The sequence below is a fragment of the Salmonella sp. SA14318 genome, from assembly GCF_029866905.1.
In the GTDB taxonomy this organism is placed as follows: domain Bacteria; phylum Pseudomonadota; class Gammaproteobacteria; order Enterobacterales; family Enterobacteriaceae; genus Salmonella; species Salmonella enterica.
The window spans coordinates 971891-992702 of sequence record NZ_CP123282.1; the positions used below are offsets into that span (position 1 = coordinate 971891).

The window sequence follows — 20812 nt, forward strand, 5'->3', positions numbered from 1 at the left end:
CTTTCCACGCTTAAACGTTACGTAGTGTTCCCCGCGCCAGCGGGGATAAACCGCTTATGACCCCAACGCCAATGAGGTCGTGTGGGTGTTCCCCGCGCCAGCGGGGATAAACCGGCAACCTCCATGATTACGATCCCACTTAACAGGTGTTCCCCGCGCCAGCGGGGATAAACCGGTCAGTGGTCATGTCTCTGCTGGTGGCGGTATGTGTTCCCCGCGCCAGCGGGGATAAACCGCGGGCCTGTTAAGTTAAACGCCGACGTATTCAGTGTTCCCCGCGCCAGCGGGGATAAACCGAGCCCGTCGGACGGTGGGCCTGTATACGAAAAGTGTTCCCCGCGCCAGCGGGGATAAACCGGCTCACGCGCAGATTGTCGATAAAGAGGGAAAGTGTTCCCCGCGCCAGCGGGGATAAACCGACAGATATTATAAAAGAAATAATCACCTCTCAGTGTTCCCCGCGCCAGCGGGGATAAACCGGTGTGCAGAACATCACCCTCAACGCGCTCAATGTGTTCCCCGCGCCAGCGGGGATAAACCGGATGATATTTCAGACGCCGACGCCGAACAGCTGTGTTCCCCGCGCCAGCGGGGATAAACCGGTGCGCACCTAAATACTACAAATCATTCGAGGGTGTTCCCCGCGCCAGCGGGGATAAACCGCTATTTACACGAATAGAGACAGGAATATCCTTGTGTTCCCCGCGCCAGCGGGGATAAACCGGTCTGGAGGAAGAGTTAGAGCTGGCACGTATCGTGTTCCCCGCGCCAGCGGGGATAAACCGACGCAGTACCAGCTTGTCGCCGGGGCGTCGAAGTGTTCCCCGCGCCAGCGGGGATAAACCGGTTTTGCAGCGGTATTCCATAAACCCGCCTCGGTGTTCCCCGCGCCAGCGGGGATAAACCGCTACTTATCTCCCAATACCCTGTATTCCCTCCGTGTTCCCCGCGCCAGCGGGGATAAACCGACGCTAAAACTGCGCAGGGAACACTGGTCGGGGTGTTCCCCGCGCCAGCGGGGATAAACCGCCTCATCGGGAGCCAACGCCGCGAGAATACGCGTGTTCCCCGCGCCAGCGGGGATAGCCGTTGCATAATCATAATCTGTGTACCAGTAATGGCTGCTACAAACCTGTAAAGTAAAAAGGCCGCGTTTTTCCGGGGAGGCTTTTATACAGGAGAAGGCCATGGCGTTAAGGATCAGGGTATTGCTCGAAAATCATAAGGGAGCTGGAGCGGATAAATCGTTGAAGGCCCGGCCAGGATTAAGCCTGTTGGTCGAGGATGAGTCTACGTCTATCTTGTTCGATACCGGCCCTGATGGCAGTTTTATGCAAAACGCGTTGGCGATGGGGATCGACCTGTCCGATGTGTCTGCTGTGGTGCTTTCGCATGGTCATTACGATCATTGCGGCGGCGTGCCGTGGCTTCCTGATAACAGTCGAATCATCTGCCATCCCGATATTGCGCGCGAACGTTATGCGGCAATGACTTTTCTCGGTATTACCCGAAAAATAAAAAAATTGTCGTGTGAGGTGGACTATTCACGCTACCGAATGATGTACACGCGTGACCCCCTGCCGATTGGCGAAAACTTTATCTGGTCAGGGGAAATACCGGTGGTCGCGCCTGAAGCCTACGGCATTTTTGGCGGCCACGATGCGGAGCCGGACTCTATTTTGGATGAGGGCGTACTGATTTACCAGTCGGCAAAAGGATTAGTCATCATTACGGGATGCGGGCATCGGGGAATCGCAAATATTGTCCGGCACTGTCAGAACATTACCGGTATAAAGCGGATTTACGCGCTTGTCGGCGGATTTCATCTCCGTTGCGCATCACCGTTCACGCTGTGGCGAGTCAGGCGCTTTCTGCAAGAACAAAAACCTGAAAAACTATGCGGTTGTCACTGTACAGGGGCCTGGGGGCGGTTGTGGCTACCGGAAATAACCGCACCTGCAACCGGTGATGTGCTGCGCTTTTAACACCGCACGCTGGACAATGTTTTCACTGATAAAACGTCGTGTGAATAGGCTGGAATCAATTTGGCATCCAGCCCACGCGTTAATAAACCTTATTCGCCGCGATAGATGCAGCCGGCTGTACACGTCTCTTTCACCATCACTGCGCTCAGTAGCGGCACGACGGGCTTAACCTGATCCCAAATCCATTTTGCCAGCACTTCGCTGGTGGGATTGGACAGCCCTGGAATATCATTCAGATAGTAGTGATCAAGACGATCGTAAGTCGGTTTAAACGCCGCTTTGAGATCCGCGAAATCCATAATCCAACCGGTATGCGGATCGACTTCACCGGTAATTTCGAGACGCACCATAAACGAGTGTCCGTGCAGGCGGCCGCACTTATGCCCTTCAGGCACGTGAGGCAGGCGGTGAGCGGCTTCAAAGGTGAAATCTTTATACAACGTGGTGGACATGATGAACTCTCAGGCAATAAAAAAACCGCCGTAGGGTACCGGAAAGCGCATTTTTTATCATTAACTAAAACCATTCTCCGCCTTGTGACGGGCAATTAATTTAAGAATTTCCAGAAAATTTAATAATTATCAATCAATTATAAAATCGATTTTGGCGTTAATAACGATAACTAAAACAGGTTAGTTCATTTGGTTATTTGTTATTTCCAACCCTTCTTTAATTGTTATTCCTCTCACCGTTAACCTTATCCTCAGTTTGGGATTTATCGCTTATACATTTCATCTTTCAAGCCGCATCTGTGTGACTGCGTTTACTCACCCCAGTCACGTATTTATGTACGCTCCTGGGGCGCGCTCAGCTTACGGCGAACTTGAATGATTTTGTGTATAGATCCGCTTTGCTTACTGGAACATAACGACGCATGACGACACCGGCTCCACTGACTGGGTTGCTTCCGCTTAATCCGGAGCAACTGGCGCGCCTTCAGGCCGCGACAACCGACCTTACTCCCGAACAGCTTGCCTGGGTCTCCGGCTATTTTTGGGGCGTACTGAACCCGCGCTCAGGCGCTGTTGCCGTCACGCCTGCTCCTGAGGGAAAGATGCCGGGAGTTACGCTTATCTCCGCTTCGCAAACCGGCAATGCGCGTCGTGTGGCGGAAGCGCTGCGTGATGATCTGCTGGCGGCCAACCTTAATGTGACACTGGTGAACGCCGGCGACTACAAATTCAAACAGATTGCCAGTGAAAAAATGCTGGTGATAGTGACGTCCACCCAGGGAGAAGGCGAGCCGCCGGAAGAGGCCGTCGCGCTGCATAAGTTCCTGTTCTCGAAAAAAGCGCCGAAACTGGAAAACACCGCGTTTGCCGTATTTGGTCTTGGCGATACATCCTATGAATTCTTCTGCCAGTCCAGCAAAGATTTCGACAGCAAACTGGCGGAACTGGGCGGTGAACGTCTGCTCGACCGTGTCGATGCTGACGTTGAATATCAGGCAGCTGCCAGCGAATGGCGCGCCCGCGTGGTTGATGTTCTGAAGTCCCGCGCACCTGTCGCGGCACCTTCGCAATCCGTCGCTACTGGCGCGGTAAACGACATCCACACCAGCCCCTATACCAAAGACGCGCCGCTGACCGCGACCCTCTCCGTGAATCAGAAAATCACCGGTCGCAACTCGGAAAAAGACGTTCGTCATATTGAGATTGATTTAGGCGACTCCGGTCTGCGTTACCAGCCGGGCGATGCGCTGGGCGTCTGGTATCAGAACGATCCGGCTCTGGTGAAGGAGCTGGTTGAGTTGCTGTGGCTGAAAGGCGATGAGCCGGTGACGGTTGACGGTAAAACCCTGCCGCTCGCCGAAGCGCTGGAGTGGCACTTCGAGCTGACGGTGAATACCGCCAACATTGTTGAGAACTACGCGACCCTGACGCGCAGTGAGTCGCTGTTGCCATTAGTGGGCGACAAAGCGCAGCTCCAGCACTACGCCGCGACCACGCCAATCGTCGATATGGTGCGTTTCTCTCCGGCGCAACTGGATGCTCAGGCGCTAATCGACCTGCTGCGTCCGCTGACGCCGCGTTTGTACTCCATCGCCTCCGCGCAGGCGGAAGTCGAAAGCGAAGTACACGTAACCGTCGGCGTCGTGCGCTACGACATTGAAGGCCGCGCTCGCGCGGGTGGTGCTTCCAGCTTCCTTGCCGACCGCGTGGAAGAAGAGGGCGAAGTTCGCGTCTTTATTGAGCACAACGACAACTTCCGCCTGCCAGCTAACCCGGAAGCGCCGGTCATTATGATTGGCCCCGGCACCGGCATCGCGCCGTTCCGCGCCTTTATGCAACAGCGTGCGGCGGAAGGGGCGGAAGGCAAGAACTGGTTGTTCTTCGGCAACCCGCACTTTACCGAAGATTTCCTCTATCAGGTGGAGTGGCAGCGCTACGTGAAAGAAGGCGTGCTGAACCGTATCGATCTGGCCTGGTCACGCGATCAAAAAGAAAAAATTTACGTACAAGACAAGCTGCGTGAACAGGGCGCCGAGCTGTGGCGCTGGATCAATGATGGCGCGCATATTTATGTCTGCGGCGACGCCAGGCGCATGGCCGCAGATGTCGAAAAAGCATTGCTGGAAGTGATCGCTGAATTCGGCGGTATGGACCTCGAATCGGCAGATGAATATTTAAGTGAGCTGCGCGTAGAGCGCCGTTATCAGCGAGATGTCTACTAATGAGCGAAAAACATCCAGGCCCACTGGTGGTCGAAGGTAAACTGTCCGATGCCGAGCGCATGAAGCTGGAAAGCAACTACCTGCGCGGTACCATTGCGGAAGATCTGAACGACGGTCTCACCGGCGGTTTTAAAGGCGACAACTTCCTGCTAATACGCTTTCATGGCATGTATCAGCAGGATGACCGCGATATTCGCGCCGAGCGTGCGGCGCAGAAGCTGGAGCCGCGCCACGCCATGCTGCTGCGCTGCCGTCTGCCGGGCGGGGTGATTACTACGACGCAATGGCAGGCGATCGATAAATTCGCGGCGGATAACACGATTTATGGCAGTATCCGTCTGACCAACCGCCAGACCTTCCAGTTTCACGGTATTCTGAAGAAGAACGTCAAGCCGGTGCACCAGATGCTGCACTCGGTGGGGCTGGATGCGCTGGCAACCGCTAACGACATGAACCGTAACGTGCTGTGCACCTCCAACCCGTACGAATCGCAGTTGCACGCGGAAGCCTACGAGTGGGCGAAGAAGATCTCCGAACATCTGCTGCCGCGCACCCGTGCGTATGCGGAGATCTGGCTCGATCAGGAGAAGGTCGCGACCACTGACGAAGAACCGATCCTCGGTGCAACCTATCTGCCGCGTAAGTTCAAAACCACGGTGGTGATCCCGCCGCAAAATGATATCGATCTGCACGCCAACGACATGAACTTTGTGGCGATTGCCGAGAACGGCAAGCTGGTCGGCTTTAACCTGCTGGTCGGCGGCGGTCTGTCTATTGAGCACGGTAATAAGAAAACCTATGCTCGTACCGCGAGCGAGTTTGGCTATCTACCGCTGGAGCACACCCTGGCGGTGGCGGAAGCGGTAGTGACGACGCAGCGCGACTGGGGTAACCGTACCGACAGGAAAAACGCCAAAACCAAATACACCCTTGAGCGCGTGGGACTGGAGACGTTTAAAGCGGAAGTCGAGCGTCGCGCGGGGATCAAATTTGAGCCGATCCGCCCGTATGAGTTTACCGGTCGCGGCGATCGTATCGGTTGGGTGAAAGGGATCGACAACAACTGGCACCTGACGCTGTTTATCGAAAGTGGCCGCATTCTGGACTACCCGGGGCGTCCGCTGAAAACCGGCCTGCTGGAGATCGCGAAGATTCATCAGGGCGAGTTCCGTATCACCGCTAACCAGAACCTGATTATTGCCAGCGTGCCGGAAAGCCAGAAAGCGAAGATCGAGACGCTGGCGCGCGACCACGGGTTGATGAATGCGGTGAAACCGCAGCGTGAAAACTCAATGGCCTGCGTGTCGTTCCCGACCTGTCCGCTGGCGATGGCGGAAGCCGAGCGTTTCCTGCCGTCGTTCACGGACAAAGTCGAAGCGATTCTGGAAAAACACGGCATTCCTGATGAGCATATCGTGATGCGCGTGACCGGCTGCCCGAACGGTTGTGGCCGCGCGATGCTGGCGGAAATTGGCTTAGTAGGGAAAGCGCCTGGTCGTTATAACCTGCATCTTGGCGGCAACCGCATCGGGAGTCGTATCCCACGGATGTATCAAGAAAATATCACCGAGCCGGATATTCTGGCCTCGCTGGATGAACTGATTGGGCGCTGGGCGAAAGAGCGTGAAGCGGGTGAAGGCTTCGGCGACTTTACGGTGCGTGCGGGCATCATTCGCCCGGTGCTCGATCCAGCGCGTGATTTCTGGGAATAACCTGAATTGCCGGATGGCGGCATAAATGCCTTATCCGGCCTACCGCCCGCGTAGGCCTGATAAGCGAAGCGCCATCAGGCAAGGTATACCGCGAGGAACTTATGTCCAAACTCGATCTAAATGCCCTGAATGAACTGCCAAAAGTCGATCGCGTACTGGCGTTGGCGGAAACCAACGCTCAACTGGAAACGCTGACTGCCGAAGAACGCGTGGCCTGGGCGCTGGAAAATCTGCCCGGCGAATACGTGCTCTCCTCAAGCTTTGGTATCCAGGCGGCGGTGAGCCTGCACCTGGTGAACCAGATTCGCCCGGATATCCCGGTGATCCTCACCGATACCGGCTATTTGTTCCCGGAAACCTATCAGTTTATTGATGAGCTAACGGACAAACTCAAACTCAACCTGAAAGTTTACCGCGCGGGCGAAAGTCCGGCCTGGCAGGAGGCGCGCTACGGCAAACTGTGGGAGCAGGGCGTTGAGGGCATTGAGAAATACAATGACATCAACAAAGTCGAGCCGATGAACCGGGCGCTAAAAGAGCTGAAAGCGCAGACGTGGTTTGCGGGTCTGCGTCGCGAGCAGTCCGGCAGCCGCGCGCATTTACCTGTTCTCGCTATCCAGCGCGGCGTGTTTAAAGTGCTACCGATTATCGACTGGGATAACCGCACGGTTTACCAGTATCTGCAAAAGCACGGTCTGAAATACCATCCGCTGTGGGATCAGGGCTATCTGTCGGTAGGCGATACGCACACCACCCGCAAATGGGAGCCGGGTATGGCGGAAGAAGAGACACGCTTCTTCGGACTGAAGCGCGAGTGCGGGCTGCATGAAGGGTGATTGTCCTTACGCGGTATGATTATACTTGCTGCTATGAAAAATCCGGCAGGCAGCCGGATTTTAAATTGGTTATATACCCAAAATAATTCGAGTTGCTTAAAGGCGGCAAGGGAGTGAGTCCCCAGGAGCATAGATAACTATGTGACTGGGGTGAACGAGCGTAGCCAACACATAAGCAACTTGAAGTATGAAGGGTATATTACTGACTATCTTTATACCAGTAATATATTACGACTGCACCCATCTTTACCAATGTGCAAAGAACGTTCATGGGTTAGATATAGTTTTTCAAGAATTACATCAATAAACATTTTTTTTGCATGATAGTCGTTATAATCCTGATTAAGTTTTTTTAAAAAACCAGAATTTGTTGGTTTAAACTCTGCAAACGGTGAATAGCTATGTAGTAAATAGGAGATGCACGGATGCATCATGCTAAAAGCGACTTCACCTTGTACCTCCTGATAACCTATTTTGCAAAACTGAGTTGTAGGCTCAAAGTTACCGGCATTAATACAAGCCAGCATCGATGTTTCATCTGCAGTAAGTAAGTCCTGCCATTCGACAAGCGGGTGGTCTGGAGCCTCTGCGGGACGCATCATCTCATAAACCGCCGTTTTGATTTGTGCATTGCCCGTCACTTCTTTTCGTAGAGTTGAAATCGACTCCTGAAGTAATTCCGGGTGCCAGGTCATCTTCGCACCAATCACCTCGCATATTTGTAAAAATAACTGTCTCTCCTCTCTACTCATAGATTCTATCACTGCATCATCTGATATATTGAGGATGTCCTTAATATTGCTTTGGCTGATCACCGTGTCGCCGACCATAAGTAAAAATTGTGTCTGAGAAGCGTCCATCTTGATAGTAAACAGATCCTGATGAGCCGGGCAGGCCAGATGTTGTAGCCGTTTAAAGGCGTAAATTTTATTTATATCCTCTACGTTAACTTCCATCTCTCCAGGTTCACCACGGCCCTGTCCGTGAATGATGGAGTGTAACACTTCCAGCGCATGGTCCTTTTTTTCCGCTCTAAAATGATCCTGGACTTTATCCCAGCCCCCCATATGGATTGCTTTTTCTTTATCTGCGCTTAACAGATGAGCAAGCCGACTTTCATTAAGCGTATAATTTTGATGATTACCGAAGCTTAAAGTGACTGGCATAATATTTTCCTTCAAATTTATATTATTCAATATTCGGAGTAAAATATATCGTTCAATTCTCTCTTTTTTATTAAACAGATAAAGTTTACTACAGGAGAGAATTTGAACGACATTATTAATACAGCACATTTATGGTTGGTAATCCTTTGTGGTGACGATAATTCAGACAAAAGGTAGATGATTCGCCGCAAATGGTCGTTTTTTTAAATTTTGGTTTATGCAGGGGGCGTTGGAAGAAGCCTCTTTGATCGCTTCTTCCAGAAGAAAAGAGCGGAAAAATTTATAATAATTATTCGCGGGGTAAATATTTATGAAGAATATATAAAGTTGAGTGAGCATATTTAAATATAATCTCAGGAAGTGCAATTTTTGTGAGATATATCAACAAAAAAGACCATTGAAAAGGCGTAGAGTGCTTTTATTATCCACATGCTGGAGTTTACGTGTCGATATATCACTATTGGGGAAAGTCTCGACGAGGAGAAACTGACGGCGGTGATGATTACCATTTGCTTTGCTGGCATTCTTTAGATGTTGCGGCTGTGGGTTACTGGATGGTGATAAATAATATTTATTTTATTGACCACTATCTAAAAAAATTAGGCATCCAGGATAAGGAGCAGGCGGCGCAATTTTTTGCCTGGATTTTATGTTGGCATGATATTGGAAAATTTGCTCATTCCTTCCAGCAACTATACCGTCATGAGGCTTTAAACATCTTTAATGAGCCTACACGGCATTATGAAAAAATCGCGCATACCACGCTGGGATACGTGTTGTGGAACTCCTGGCTAAGTGAATGCCCTGAATTGTTTCCTCCTTCTTCGCTTTCAGTTCGTAAAAGTAAGCGCGTTATGGCGCTTTGGATGCCAGTCACTACAGGTCATCATGGACGCCCTCCAGAGGCAATCCAGGAGCTGGACCATTTTCGCCAGCAGGATAAAGATGCGGCAAGAGATTTTCTTCTGAGAATAAAAGCGCTCTTTCCTTTAATTACCTTGCCTGAAGCCTGGGATGAAGATGAGGGTATCGACCAATTTCAGCAACTTTCCTGGTTTATTTCCGCTGCGGTTGTACTGGCTGACTGGACTGGTTCCGCCAGCCGTTATTTTCCGCGTACTGCGGAAAAAATGCCTGTTGATACCTACTGGCAGCAAGCTCTCGCTAAAGCACAAACTGCCATCACGCTATTTCCCTCAGCGGCGAATGTGTCTGCCTTTACGGGCATAGAAACGCTTTTCCCTTTTATTCAGCATCCCACACCGTTACAACAAAAGGCGCTTGAGCTGGATATCAACGTGGATGGCGCCCAACTCTTTATTCTTGAAGATGTCACTGGAGCCGGAAAAACAGAGGCGGCGCTCATATTAGCTCATCGACTGATGGCGGCAGGTAAAGCGCAGGGACTCTATTTTGGACTGCCGACAATGGCGACAGCCAACGCGATGTTTGAACGTATGGCGAACACCTGGCTGGCGTTGTATCAGCCGGATTCCCGTCCCAGCCTGATTCTGGCGCATAGCGCGCGTCGCTTAATGGATCGTTTCAATCAGTCAATATGGTCGGTCACTCTTTCTGGTACGGAAGAACCCGATGAAGCGCAGCCTTATAGTCAGGGATGCGCCGCCTGGTTTGCCGACAGCAATAAAAAAGCGTTGTTGGCGGAGGTTGGCGTAGGCACGTTGGATCAGGCGATGATGGCGGTAATGCCATTTAAACATAACAACCTGCGGTTACTGGGTCTTAGCAACAAGATTTTACTGGCTGATGAGATCCATGCCTGTGATGCCTGGATGTCCCGAATACTTGAAGGTTTGATTGAACGGCAGGCCAGTAATGGCAACGCCACTATTCTGTTATCTGCGACGCTATCGCAGCAGCAGCGAGATAAGCTGGTGGCGGCATTTTCCCGTGGCGTGAGGCGTAGTGTGCAGGCGCCGTTGCTAGGCCATGACGATTATCCCTGGCTGACTCAGGTCACACAAACAGAGCTGATTTCTCAGCGGGTTGATACACGCAAAGAGGTTGAGCGTAGCGTAGATATTGGCTGGCTACATAGTGAAGAGTCGTGTCTTGAACGTATAGGTGAAGCAGTGGAAAAAGGAAACTGTATCGCCTGGATACGTAACTCCGTTGATGATGCGATTCGTATCTATCGCCAGCTTCAACTGAGTAAGGTCGTCGCCACGGAAAACCTTTTACTCTTCCATAGTCGCTTTGCTTTTCACGATCGTCAGCGGATTGAGTCGCAGACGCTGAATCTCTTTGGCAAACAGAGCGGCGCGCAACGTGCCGGTAAGGTCATTATCGCCACGCAGGTAATCGAACAAAGTCTGGATATTGACTGCGATGAGATGATCTCTGATTTAGCGCCGGTGGATTTATTAATTCAGCGGGCCGGTCGACTACAGCGTCATATTCGCGATCGTAACGGTCTGGTGAAAAAGAGTGGGCAGGATGAGCGAGAGACGCCAGTGCTGCGCATTCTTGCTCCGGAGTGGGATGACGCGCCGCGAGAGAACTGGTTATCCAGCGCCATGCGTAACAGCGCCTATGTCTATCCCGATCATGGGCGCATGTGGCTGACGCAGCGCATATTACGTGAGCAGGGGACGATTCGGATGCCGCAATCTGCCCGCTTGTTGATTGAGTCGGTCTACGGCGAGGATGTCAACATGCCGGTTGGGTTTGCAAAAACCGAGCAATTGCAGGAAGGCAAATTTTATTGCGACCGGGCATTTGCCGGCCAGATGCTGCTTAACTTTGCGCCGGGCTACTGTGCTGAAATTAGCGATTCTTTACCGGAGAAAATGTCAACGCGGCTGGCGGAAGAGTCTGTCACGCTGTGGCTGGCGAAAATCGTGGATAGCGTCGTAACCCCTTATGCCAGCGGTGAACACGCCTGGGAGATGAGCGTGCTGCGAGTACGTCAGAGCTGGTGGAATAAACATAAAGACGAGTTTGAAAAATTAGACGGCGAACCCTTGCGTAAGTGGTGTGCGCAACAGCATCAGGATAAGGATTTTGCCACGGTGATTGTGGTGACGGACTTTGCCGCTTGTGGTTATTCGGCGAATGAGGGATTGATTGGCATGATGGGGGAATAACGAATACAGATATGGACAATTTTTCACTTTTAACAACGCCCTGGCTCCCCGTCCGTTTCAAAGACGGTTCCACGGGCAAGCTGGCCCCCGTCGATCTGGCGGATGAAAAGGTGGTGGACATCGCCGCAACGCGAGCAGATTTACAGGGAGCGGCCTGGCAGTTTCTGTTGGGATTGCTGCAATGCAGTATCGCGCCGAAAAGATACAAAAATTGGGAGGATATCTGGTTTGATGGATTGCATGCCGATGTGCTCCATAAGGCATTAGCACCGTTAGAACACGCTTTTCAGTTTGGCGCGGAATCCCCCTCGTTTATGCAGGATTTTGAACCGTTAAGCGGCGAAAAAGTCTCTATTGCCTCATTGTTGCCGGAAATACCTGGCGCGCAAACCACGAAGTTCAATAAAGATCATTTTGTCAAACGCGGCGTAACGGAACGTTTTTGTCCGCACTGCGCGGCGCTGGCGCTGTTCTCGTTGCAGCTTAACGCGCCTGCGGGCGGCAAAGGCTATCGTACCGGGCTGCGCGGCGGCGGGCCACTGACCACGCTGGTTGAATTGCAGGAATATCAGGGCGAGCGGCAAACGCCGATCTGGCGCAAGCTGTGGCTCAACGTGATGCCGCAGGATACTGCGGATCTGCCTTTACCAGACCAGTGTGATGCGACCGTTTTCCCGTGGCTTGCCGCGACGCGGACCAGCGAGCAGGCGAATGCCGTTACCACGCCGGAGCAGGTCAATAAACTCCAGGCGTACTGGGGGATGCCGCGTCGTATCCGCCTGGATTTTGCCACCTTACAGTCAGGTTGCTGCGATATTTGCGGCGCTGAAAGCGATGAGCTTCTTGGCTTTATGACCGTTAAGAACTACGGCGTTAACTACGATGGCTGGCGTCATCCGCTGACGCCTTATCGCGCCCCGGTAAAAGATCAAAACGCCTTCTTTTCCGTTAAACCGCAGCCCGGCGGCCTTATCTGGCGCGACTGGCTGGGATTAAGTCAGAACAACCAGACGGAAGCGAATTACGAATCTCCCGCGCAGGTAGTCAAGGTGTTTAACGCCCGCTCGCTGACTGACGTTAAAGCGGGGATCTGGGGCTTTGGCGCGGATTTCGACAATATGAAAATCCGCTGCTGGTATGAGCATCACTTCCCGTTGCTGATGACGGAAGGTCTGATCCCTGATTTACGTAAGGCCGTGCAAACTGCGGCCCGCCTGTTGAGCCTGCTTCGCAGTGCGCTAAAAGAAGCGTGGTTCGCCAATGCGAAGGATGCCCGCGGTGATTTCAGTTTTATCGACATTGATTTCTGGAACCTGACGCAGGGGCGCTTTCTCAATCTGATCCACGATCTGGAAAACGGACACAAGCCGGACGAAAGGCTGAATAAATGGCAAAGAGAACTTTGGCTATTTACCCGTTGTTACTTCGACGACCGCGTCTTTACCAACCCCTACGAGAGCAGCGATCTGGAGCGCATCATGAAGGCGCGCAAAAAATATTTTACTTCATCGGCGGAAAAGCAAAGCGCGAAAGCCGCCAAAGCAAAGAAGCAGGAGGCTGCTGAATGAGTATTGTGACGAAAGATGATAAAGCCACTTTGCTTCAGTGGCATGAGGAACTACAAGAAAAACGTGGATTACGTGCCAGCTTACGACGTAGTAAAACGGTGAATGATGCCTGTTTGGCTGAGGGGCTTCATTCATTGTTAATGCAAACACATTCTTTATGGAAAAACAAAGCACCCTGGAATGTTACTGCATTGGCAATCACAGCGGCACTGGCTGCACATATCAAATTTATTGATGAGCAAAAGAGTTTTGCTGCGCAGCTTGGACAGAAGAAAGGTGGCGACACTCCGGTGATGTCAAAATTACGCTTCTCCCACCTATTAGCGGTAAAAACGCCGGATGAACTGCTGCGCCAGTTACGGCGTGCGGTGAAGCTGTTAGATGGTTCGGTCAACCTGTTTTCTCTTGCAGACGATATTTTCTGCTGGTGCCAGGAGCAGAATGACTTGCTGAACCACCATCGCCGCCAGCAGCGGCCAACCGAATTTCTTCGTATCCGCTGGGCGCTGGAATACTACCAGGCCGGCGATGGCGATACCGATAACGAACAAGATTAACAGGGATATCTTTATGACAACGTTTATTCAGCTCCATTTACTGACCGCTTACCCCGCCGCTAACCTGAACCGTGATGATACCGGCGCGCCAAAAACCGTGGTGCTTGGCGGTGCAACACGTCTGCGTATCTCCTCTCAGAGCCTGAAACGCGCCTGGCGTACATCTGAGTTATTTGAACAGGCATTAGCTGGCCATATTGGTATTCGTACTGGTCGCATTGCTCGTGAGGCGGCGCAAATCCTCGTTGATAGCGGCATTGACGCCAAAAAAGCGGTTGAGTACGTCAAGAACATCGCCAACTGCTTTGGCAAGGTAAAAGAGGATAAGAAACCCAAAGAAGATTTGACGAATGCTGAAACCGAGCAACTGGTGCATATCAGCCCTGCTGAGTTTGAGGCCGTGAAAGCGCTGGCGCGCCGTCTGGCAGAAGAAAAACGTCCGGCAACAGAAGAGGAAGCGGAACTGTTACGTCACGATCGCATGGCCGTCGATATTGCCATGTTTGGCCGGATGTTAGCGAAGAAAACTGATTTTAACGTGGAAGCCGCCTGCCAGGTCGCCCACGCCTTCGGCGTCAGCGAAACGATCATCGAAGACGATTTCTTTACCGCTGTGGATGACCTACGCCAGGCATCGGCAGAAGATGCAGGCGCAGGCCATCTCGGCGAAGCCGGCTTTGGCTCCGCGCTGTTTTACACCTATATCTGCATCGACAAAGATCTGCTGGTGAAAAACCTGAACGGCAATGAAGAACTGGCAAACAAAACGCTGCGCGCCTTTACTGAAGCGGCGCTGAAAGTGTCGCCGACCGGCAAACAGAACAGCTTTGCCAGCCGTGCCTATGCCTCGTGGGCGCTGGCCGAAAAAGGCACCGACCAACCACGTTCACTGGCGGCCGCGTTTTATGAACCGATCAACGGTACAGACCAATTGAACGTTGCGGTTAAGCGTATTACCGCGCTGCGTGAAAATATGAATGCGGTCTATGTACAGGAGACGGCGTTCAAAGACTTTAACGTTATGAATCAGCAGGGAAGCATGAAAGACGTGCTTGACTTCATCTGCGCGTAAGGGGCGGCTTATGAGCCAATATCTGGTTTTTCAGCTTCATGGGCCGATGGCCTCCTGGGGCGTGGATGCGCCAGGCGAAGTGCGCCACAGCCATGAACTTCCTTCGCGTTCTGCGCTGTTGGGGTTATTAGCTGCGGCGCTGGGTATTCGCCGCGATGAGGAGGAACGGCTAAACGCCTTCAATCGTCATTACCAATTTTTGCTGTGCGCCAGCGGCAACCCGCGCTGGGCGCGGGATTATCACACGGTGCAGATGCCGAAAGAGGTACGTAAGGCACGTTACTTCAGCCGCCGTGAAGAGTTGCAGGCTCCTGAGTTACTGAGCGCGCTGATTTCCCGACGCGACTACTACACCGACGCCTGGTGGATGATCGCTGTCAGCGCGACGCCGGACGCGCCTTACACGTTGGCGCAGCTTCAGGCGGCGTTACAACATCCTGTGTTCCCGCTGTATCTGGGGCGCAAAAGTCACCCTCTGGCGTTGCCGCTTGCGCCGCAACTGCTGGAAGGGAGTGCGGCGGATGTCCTGCGTGAAGCATATCGTTGGTATCAGGATAAATTCAATACGCTGAAACTGACTCTCCCCGGATTACAGAATGAATGCTGGTGGGAAGGTGAACACGATGGCTTAACGGCGAACAAAATTTTACGTCGTCGCGACATGCCGTTGAGCCGCCAGCAATGGCTGTTCGGTGAACGTAGCGTGAATCAGGGGCCGTGGCTCCGCAAGGAGGACGCGTGTATCTCTCAAGAATAACGCTGCACACCAGCGAGCTTTCGCCGGCACAGCTCTTGCATCTGGTGGAGCGCGGCGAGTACGTGATGCACCAGTGGTTATGGGATCTCTTTCCCGGCGGCAAGGAACGGCAGTTTCTTTATCGCCGCGAAGAGTTACAGGGCGCGTTTCGCTTTTTTGTTCTCTCACAGGAACAGCCTGCCGCCAGCGCGATTTTTGACGTGCAGACTCGCCCATTTGCGCCAATGCTGAGCGCGGGACAGACGCTGCGGTTTAACTTGCGCGCCAATCCGACGGTTTGCAAAAACGGCAAGCGTCACGATTTGCTGATGGAGGCGAAACGCCAGCGTAAAACGCAGGGTGATAGCCAGGATATTTGGTCTTATCAGCAGCAGGCGGCGCTGACGTGGTTGGCGCGCCAGGGGGAGCAAAATGGCTTCACCCTGCGCGAAACGAGCGTTGATGCTTATCGGCAGCAGCAGATACGTCGAGAGAAATCCCGGCAGATGATTCAGTTTAGCAGCGTGGACTATACCGGCGTGCTGGTGCTTAACGATCCCGTGCTTTTCCTGCAACGTCTGGCGCAGGGGTACGGTAAAAGCCGGGCGTTTGGCTGCGGAATGATGATGATCAAACCCGGAGACGACGCGTGACGTTCGTACCGCTCAACCCGATCCCGTTAAAAGATCGAACCTCGATGATCTTCCTCCAGTACGGTCAAATTGACGTGCTGGATGGGGCATTCGTGCTGATCGATAAAACGGGAGTCCGCACGCATATTCCCGTCGGTTCGGTCGCTTGTATCATGCTGGAACCGGGAACGCGGGTTTCCCATGCGGCAGTGCATTTGGCATCAACGGTCGGCACCCTGTTGGTATGGGTGGGCGAGGCGGGAGTGCGGGTCTATTCCTCCGGACAACCCGGAGGCGCACGAGCCGATAAGTTGCTTTATCAGGCAAAGCTGGCGTTAGATGATGACCTGCGGCTTAAAGTAGTCCGCAAAATGTATGAGCTGCGTTTTCGTGAGCCGCCTCCCGCCCGTCGTTCCGTTGAGCAACTGCGCGGTATTGAAGGATCCCGTGTGCGGGCGACCTATGCATTACTGGCGAAGCAGTATGGCGTGAAATGGCATGGTCGTAACTATGATCCGAAAGACTGGGAGAAGGGGGATGTCGTCAACCGATGTATTAGCGCGGCGACATCGTGCCTGTACGGGATTTCAGAAGCGGCTATCCTGGCGGCGGGATATGCGCCGGCTATCGGTTTTATCCATAGCGGTAAGCCGCTTTCTTTTGTTTATGACATTGCCGATATCATCAAATTTGAATCGGTGGTGCCCAAAGCATTTGAGATCGCCGCTCGTCACCCGGCGGAACCTGATAAAGAAGTGCGCCTGGCCTGCCGGGATATTTTTCGCAGTTCGAAGCTGACCGGAAAATTGATCCCGCTGATCGAAGAGGTGCTCGCTGCCGGTGAAATTAAACCACCTCAGCCTGCGCCGGATATGCTGCCGCCAGCAATACCGGAACCTGAATCACTGGGTGATAGCGGCCATCGGGGGCATGGTTGATGAGTATGGTGGTTGTGGTCACGGAAAACGTACCGCCGCGCCTGCGGGGACGTCTTGCCGTCTGGTTACTCGAGGTTCGTGCAGGTGTTTATGTTGGCGATACCTCGAAGCGTATTCGGGAAATGATTTGGCAACAGATCACACAGCTTGGCGGTTGCGGAAATGCCGTCATGGCTTGGGCGACCAACACGGAGTCGGGATTTGAGTTTCAGACATGGGGTGAAAACAGACGTATTCCGGTAGATTTGGATGGACTGCGTTTGGTTTCTTTTCTTCCTGTTGAAAATCAATAAGTTGAATGTTCTTTAATAATAAGGAATTGTTATCTTACCGTTGGTAGTTTGTTAGATAGTAAAAAAGGGCTTTTAGAACAAATATATAGTTTTAGTGTGTTCCCCGCGCCAGCGGGGATAAACCGACTGAAACTACAGGCAGGGTGGCGCCGATTTCGTGTTCCCCGCGCCAGCGGGGATAAACCGTCATTCTGTTATCGCCCCTTATCCACACACGCCGTGTTCCCCGCGCCAGCGGGGATAAACCGTTCCCTGCGTTAGCGGGGATGAACCTCAATAGGTGTTCCCCGCGCCAGCGGGGATAAACCGGCTATTCCTGGCTGTAGTCCGCGCTAATATGGGTGTTCCCCGCGCCAGCGGGGATAAACCGCCTGCACCGGGCTGCACCGTGCGCGACCCGCGCGTGTTCCCCGCGCCAGCGGGGATAAACCGGGATAACGCTGGAAACAGCCGAAAAACTTGTGGTGTTCCCCGCGCCAGCGGGGATAAACCGTAACGTCTCTCGGCTCCCGTGCTATGGGCGGGGTGTTCCCCGCGCCAGCGGGGATAAACCGTTTGGAGAGTATTAACATCGCTCATTATGGCCGTGTTCCCCGCGCCAGCGGGGATAAACCGGCTTCAATGACTAGTGAGCGGGTTTCATGCGTGTGTTCCCCGCGCCAGCGGGGATAAACCGCTGAGGCCTTTGGAGGGGAGGTTAGTAATTGTGTGTTCCCCGCGCCAGCGGGGATAAACCGCCGAAACAACGGTTATTAACAGCCCGCAGACGGTGTTCCCCGCGCCAGCGGGGATAAACCGTCTGTTCTCTTTTTGCGCATAGCCTCGCTTGCGTGTTCCCCGCGCCAGCGGGGATAAACCGATCACCGGCACGCGCGATAACGGGTCTGATTAGTGTTCCCCGCGCCAGCGGGGATAAACCGCAGTCTGGTGGTAGCTCAACTCCAGTAAATATGTGTTCCCCGCGCCAGCGGGGATAAACCGAAAAATTGCCATTTAACGAAGATCCGCAGCATGTGTTCCCCGCGCCAGCGGGGATAAACCGGCTCCGCAACGGTACAGAGCAAAAAAACACGCGTGTTCCCCGCGCCAGCGGGGATAAACCGTCATTTCAGGAACTCGGCATATCATTAAAAAAGTGTTCCCCGCGCCAGCGGGGATAAACCGCGGTTTTACGCCATTATTTTTTTAGGTGGGTGGTGTTCCCCGCGCCAGCGGGGATAAACCGCATGTTGTTAGCGCCCTTATGGGCGACCTCCGGTGTTCCCCGCGCCAGCGGGGATAAACCGGTGGGGGCATCGCTATATTTATCATTCAGCATGTGTTCCCCGCGCCAGCGGGGATAAACCGGCACGGGAACAATTATCCAGGGCGCTATCAAGGTGTTCCCCGCGCCAGCGGGGATAAACCGTTTTCCCGGCGTGGTCATGAGTGCCTCCCTCCGTGTTCCCCGCGCCAGCGGGGATAAACCGCGGGACAGCCAGATACGATCGATTTTAGTCACGTGTTCCCCGCGCCAGCGGGGATAAACCGAGACTGGAGACGTTACGCGATTATTACGCTAAGTGTTCCCCGCGCCAGCGGGGATAAACCGGATTACCGGGGCCTGTTGAAATCAACGGGCGAGTGTTCCCCGCGCCAGCGGGGATAAACCGGCAGTAGCGAGGCGCTCCGCTACAGAGATACTGTGTTCCCCGCGCCAGCGGGGATAAACCGTCGGGGCCAAATCATTGCTTACTTTACCGAGAGTGTTCCCCGCGCCAGCGGGGATAAACCGGAAAACACCATTGCAGCACTCCCCAGCCAGAAGTGTTCCCCGCGCCAGCGGGGATAAACCGCAGCGAGTGAGCCAGCACATTGACCAGAACGCGTGTTCCCCGCGCCAGCGGGGATAAACCGTCCTTGATGACCTGCATTTCAGCTATAACCGGGTGTTCCCCGCGCCAGCGGGGATAAACCGGAACAACATCCAGTACGCGCTCGGCATTCAGTGTGTTCCCCGCGCCAGCGGGGATAAACCGCTGTTGAGAAACGTGACGCGGAATTCATCGCCGTGTTCCCCGCGCCAGCGGGGATAAACCGCCCCCTGTTCTGGTTAAGGGGGATACACCTGCGTGTTCCCCGCGCCAGCGGGGATAAACCGCACGCCGCCATCACTGACAGCACAAAAACAAAGTGTTCCCCGCGCCAGCGGGGATAAACCGCAGGTTATGCGCAAAAATTAATTCATATTATAGTGTTCCCCGCGCCAGCGGGGATAAACCGCGCCGCATTTCTACCGCGCTGGACACCGGCAAGTGTTCCCCGCGCCAGCGGGGATAAACCGTTACTTCGCTCATAATCAGTGTTCCCGGAACTGTGTTCCCCGCGCCAGCGGGGATAAACCGTTACTGGGTGGCTGACTGCGGAACTGGAATCCGTGTTCCCCGCGCCAGCGGGGATAAACCGCGCCAATCAGGACAGTTTCTGGCGCTCAAACAGTGTTCCCCGCGCCAGCGGGGATAAACCGAACCTTGGCACCAGTTTGCGCCCTGCAACAGCGTGTTCCCCGCGCCAGCGGGGATAAACCGGAGGGACCGGCTGCCGCATATCAAACACTATCGTGTTCCCCGCGCCAGCGGGGATAAACCGAAACCGATCAGTACGGATTCCAGCGGCGTTCTGTGTTCCCCGCGCCAGCGGGGATAAACCGAATCGGGGTGATATTGGGTTATATATGCGTTTGTGTTCCCCGCGCCAGCGGGGATAAACCGTGTGGGGAGAGTGCGAGCGTGGGGAGGCAGCTGTGTTCCCCGCGCCAGCGGGGATAAACCGACGCAGACGCGGCGCCCGGTGAAGCCGCAGCCGTGTTCCCCGCGCCAGCGGGGATAAACCGACGAGTCAGAGCATATTGCCCCCGAACGCAATGTGTTCCCCGCGCCAGCGGGGATAAACCGATCGAACAGATGCGTCATAGCGGCATGGGCGTGTGTTCCCCGCGCCAGCGGGGATAAACCGTTAGGGAGAAAACTCGGTTACTCACAGACCAGGTGTTCCCCGCGCCAGCGGGGATAAACCGAAAGCGAACGATGCGCTGAAAACGACAAAACAGTGTTCCCCGCGCCAGCGGGGATAAACCGGTCATGTTGTCCGTCAAGTACTACCGCGAAAAGTGTTCCCCGCGCCAGCGGGGATAAACCGTGCGTATTTGCGTTTCTCAACAAATACTTTTCGTGTTCCCCGCGCCAGCGGGGATAAACCGGCGGAGATCCGGGGGAGCTATTTCAGGTCATAGTGTTCCCCGCGCCAGCGGGGATAAACCGTCATTAACGCGGACGCCGACGAAATCAACGTTGTGTTCCCCGCGCCAGCGGGGATAAACCGACATTCATAACGCGCGTGTGTTGTATGGTATTGTGTTCCCCGCGCCAGCGGGGATAAACCGGACGTTTGATGGCTGGAAGGTTCTGTTTGAGAGTGTTCCCCGCGCCAGCGGGGATAAACCGCAGTGAAATAAAACCAACGCACTGGGTATCCCGTGTTCCTCGCGCCAGCGGGGA

General features: G+C 53.8%; 14 protein-coding genes and 2 CRISPR repeat arrays (2 of these 16 cut by a window edge). Of the genes, 12 read left to right on the forward strand and 2 right to left on the reverse strand.

Features of this window, described 5'->3' with window-relative positions:
* Nucleotides 1-1090: a CRISPR direct-repeat array (repeat unit 29 nt; unit sequence GTGTTCCCCGCGCCAGCGGGGATAAACCG) (it extends 892 nt beyond the left edge of the window).
* Between the two features lie 97 nt (nt 1091-1187).
* Nucleotides 1188-1985 carry an MBL fold metallo-hydrolase gene (locus tag QEN32_RS04630; protein ID WP_001522969.1) on the forward strand — a complete coding sequence of 266 codons (798 nt, stop codon included), beginning with the start codon at nt 1188-1190 and terminating at the stop codon, nt 1983-1985.
* A gap of 89 nt (nt 1986-2074) precedes the next feature.
* On the opposite strand, the gene queD is transcribed toward QEN32_RS04630, so the two are convergent.
* On the reverse strand, nt 2075-2437 hold the full coding sequence (gene queD / locus QEN32_RS04635) for a 6-carboxytetrahydropterin synthase QueD (protein ID WP_000108312.1): 363 nt from the start codon (nt 2435-2437) through the stop codon (nt 2075-2077).
* Between the two features lie 422 nt (nt 2438-2859).
* On the opposite strand from queD, the gene cysJ reads away from it, so the two are divergent.
* The 3 genes from cysJ (at nt 2860) to cysH (ending at nt 7207) form a co-directional block, all read left to right on the forward strand.
* Nucleotides 2860-4659: an NADPH-dependent assimilatory sulfite reductase flavoprotein subunit gene (gene cysJ, locus QEN32_RS04640; protein WP_265321968.1), complete on the forward strand. Its 1800-nt coding sequence runs from the start codon at nt 2860-2862 to the stop codon at nt 4657-4659.
* Complete coding sequence (gene cysI, locus QEN32_RS04645; protein WP_242105748.1) at nt 4659-6371, forward strand: assimilatory sulfite reductase (NADPH) hemoprotein subunit; 1713 nt, start codon at nt 4659-4661, stop codon at nt 6369-6371. The genes cysJ and cysI overlap by 1 nt, the downstream gene beginning before the upstream one ends.
* Before the next feature lie 101 nt (nt 6372-6472).
* Nucleotides 6473-7207 (forward strand): phosphoadenosine phosphosulfate reductase, encoded by a 735-nt coding sequence (gene cysH, locus QEN32_RS04650; RefSeq protein WP_079827602.1) that lies wholly within the window; start codon nt 6473-6475, stop codon nt 7205-7207.
* Between the two features lie 212 nt (nt 7208-7419).
* On the opposite strand, the gene sopD is transcribed toward cysH, so the two are convergent.
* Nucleotides 7420-8373: an SPI-1 type III secretion system effector SopD gene (sopD, locus tag QEN32_RS04655; protein WP_242105750.1), complete on the reverse strand. Its 954-nt coding sequence runs from the start codon at nt 8371-8373 to the stop codon at nt 7420-7422.
* A gap of 443 nt (nt 8374-8816) precedes the next feature.
* On the opposite strand from sopD, the gene QEN32_RS04660 reads away from it, so the two are divergent.
* The 8 genes from QEN32_RS04660 to cas2e are packed head-to-tail and all read left to right on the forward strand — an operon-like array spanning nt 8817 to nt 17276.
* The gene (locus QEN32_RS04660) at nt 8817-11480 is read left to right on the forward strand and encodes a CRISPR-associated helicase/endonuclease Cas3 (RefSeq protein WP_020899161.1); all 2664 of its coding nucleotides are present in this window, start codon (nt 8817-8819) and stop codon (nt 11478-11480) included.
* An 11-nt stretch (nt 11481-11491) separates the two neighbouring features.
* Complete coding sequence (casA, locus tag QEN32_RS04665; protein WP_080202961.1) at nt 11492-13048, forward strand: type I-E CRISPR-associated protein Cse1/CasA; 1557 nt, start codon at nt 11492-11494, stop codon at nt 13046-13048.
* A complete protein-coding gene (gene casB, locus QEN32_RS04670) occupies nt 13045-13605 on the forward strand; it encodes a type I-E CRISPR-associated protein Cse2/CasB (RefSeq protein WP_000029568.1) in 561 nt (186 codons plus the stop codon). Before casA ends, casB begins: the two co-directional genes overlap by 4 nt.
* Nucleotides 13606-13618: 13 nt before the next feature.
* Entirely contained in the window at nt 13619-14677 is a 1059-nt protein-coding gene (gene cas7e, locus QEN32_RS04675) for a type I-E CRISPR-associated protein Cas7/Cse4/CasC (RefSeq protein WP_023137836.1), read from the forward strand.
* Nucleotides 14678-14687: 10 nt separating this feature from the next.
* Nucleotides 14688-15434 carry a type I-E CRISPR-associated protein Cas5/CasD gene (gene cas5e / locus QEN32_RS04680; RefSeq protein WP_023137837.1) on the forward strand — a complete coding sequence of 249 codons (747 nt, stop codon included), beginning with the start codon at nt 14688-14690 and terminating at the stop codon, nt 15432-15434.
* Nucleotides 15416-16066, forward strand: a complete 651-nt coding sequence (cas6e, locus tag QEN32_RS04685; RefSeq protein WP_000281478.1) for a type I-E CRISPR-associated protein Cas6/Cse3/CasE — start codon at nt 15416-15418, stop codon at nt 16064-16066. Before cas5e ends, cas6e begins: the two co-directional genes overlap by 19 nt.
* Nucleotides 16063-16983, forward strand: a complete 921-nt coding sequence (cas1e, locus tag QEN32_RS04690) for a type I-E CRISPR-associated endonuclease Cas1e (protein ID WP_000144835.1) — start codon at nt 16063-16065, stop codon at nt 16981-16983. Before cas6e ends, cas1e begins: the two co-directional genes overlap by 4 nt.
* On the forward strand, nt 16983-17276 hold the full coding sequence (gene cas2e / locus QEN32_RS04695) for a type I-E CRISPR-associated endoribonuclease Cas2e (RefSeq protein WP_023204590.1): 294 nt from the start codon (nt 16983-16985) through the stop codon (nt 17274-17276). The genes cas1e and cas2e overlap by 1 nt, the downstream gene beginning before the upstream one ends.
* Nucleotides 17277-17372: 96 nt before the next feature.
* Nucleotides 17373-20812: direct repeats of the CRISPR family, unit length 29 nt; unit sequence GTGTTCCCCGCGCCAGCGGGGATAAACCG; it runs 373 nt beyond the window's last position.

Bases quoted from the DNA above. Each gene is read 5' to 3' on its own strand.
- QEN32_RS04630 (WP_001522969.1), top strand. From the start codon at position 1,188: ATGGCGTTAAGGATCAGGGTATTGCTCGAAAATCATAAGGGAGCTGGA.
- sopD (WP_242105750.1), bottom strand. From the start codon at position 8,373: ATGCCAGTCACTTTAAGCTTCGGTAATCATCAAAATTATACGCTTAAT.
- cas5e (WP_023137837.1), top strand. From the start codon at position 14,688: ATGAGCCAATATCTGGTTTTTCAGCTTCATGGGCCGATGGCCTCCTGG.
- cas7e (WP_023137836.1), top strand. From the start codon at position 13,619: ATGACAACGTTTATTCAGCTCCATTTACTGACCGCTTACCCCGCCGCT.
- cysH (WP_079827602.1), top strand. From the start codon at position 6,473: ATGTCCAAACTCGATCTAAATGCCCTGAATGAACTGCCAAAAGTCGAT.
- casA (WP_080202961.1), top strand. From the start codon at position 11,492: ATGGACAATTTTTCACTTTTAACAACGCCCTGGCTCCCCGTCCGTTTC.
- cysJ (WP_265321968.1), top strand. From the start codon at position 2,860: ATGACGACACCGGCTCCACTGACTGGGTTGCTTCCGCTTAATCCGGAG.
- casB (WP_000029568.1), top strand. From the start codon at position 13,045: ATGAGTATTGTGACGAAAGATGATAAAGCCACTTTGCTTCAGTGGCAT.
- cas2e (WP_023204590.1), top strand. From the start codon at position 16,983: ATGAGTATGGTGGTTGTGGTCACGGAAAACGTACCGCCGCGCCTGCGG.
- cysI (WP_242105748.1), top strand. From the start codon at position 4,659: ATGAGCGAAAAACATCCAGGCCCACTGGTGGTCGAAGGTAAACTGTCC.
- queD (WP_000108312.1), bottom strand. From the start codon at position 2,437: ATGTCCACCACGTTGTATAAAGATTTCACCTTTGAAGCCGCTCACCGC.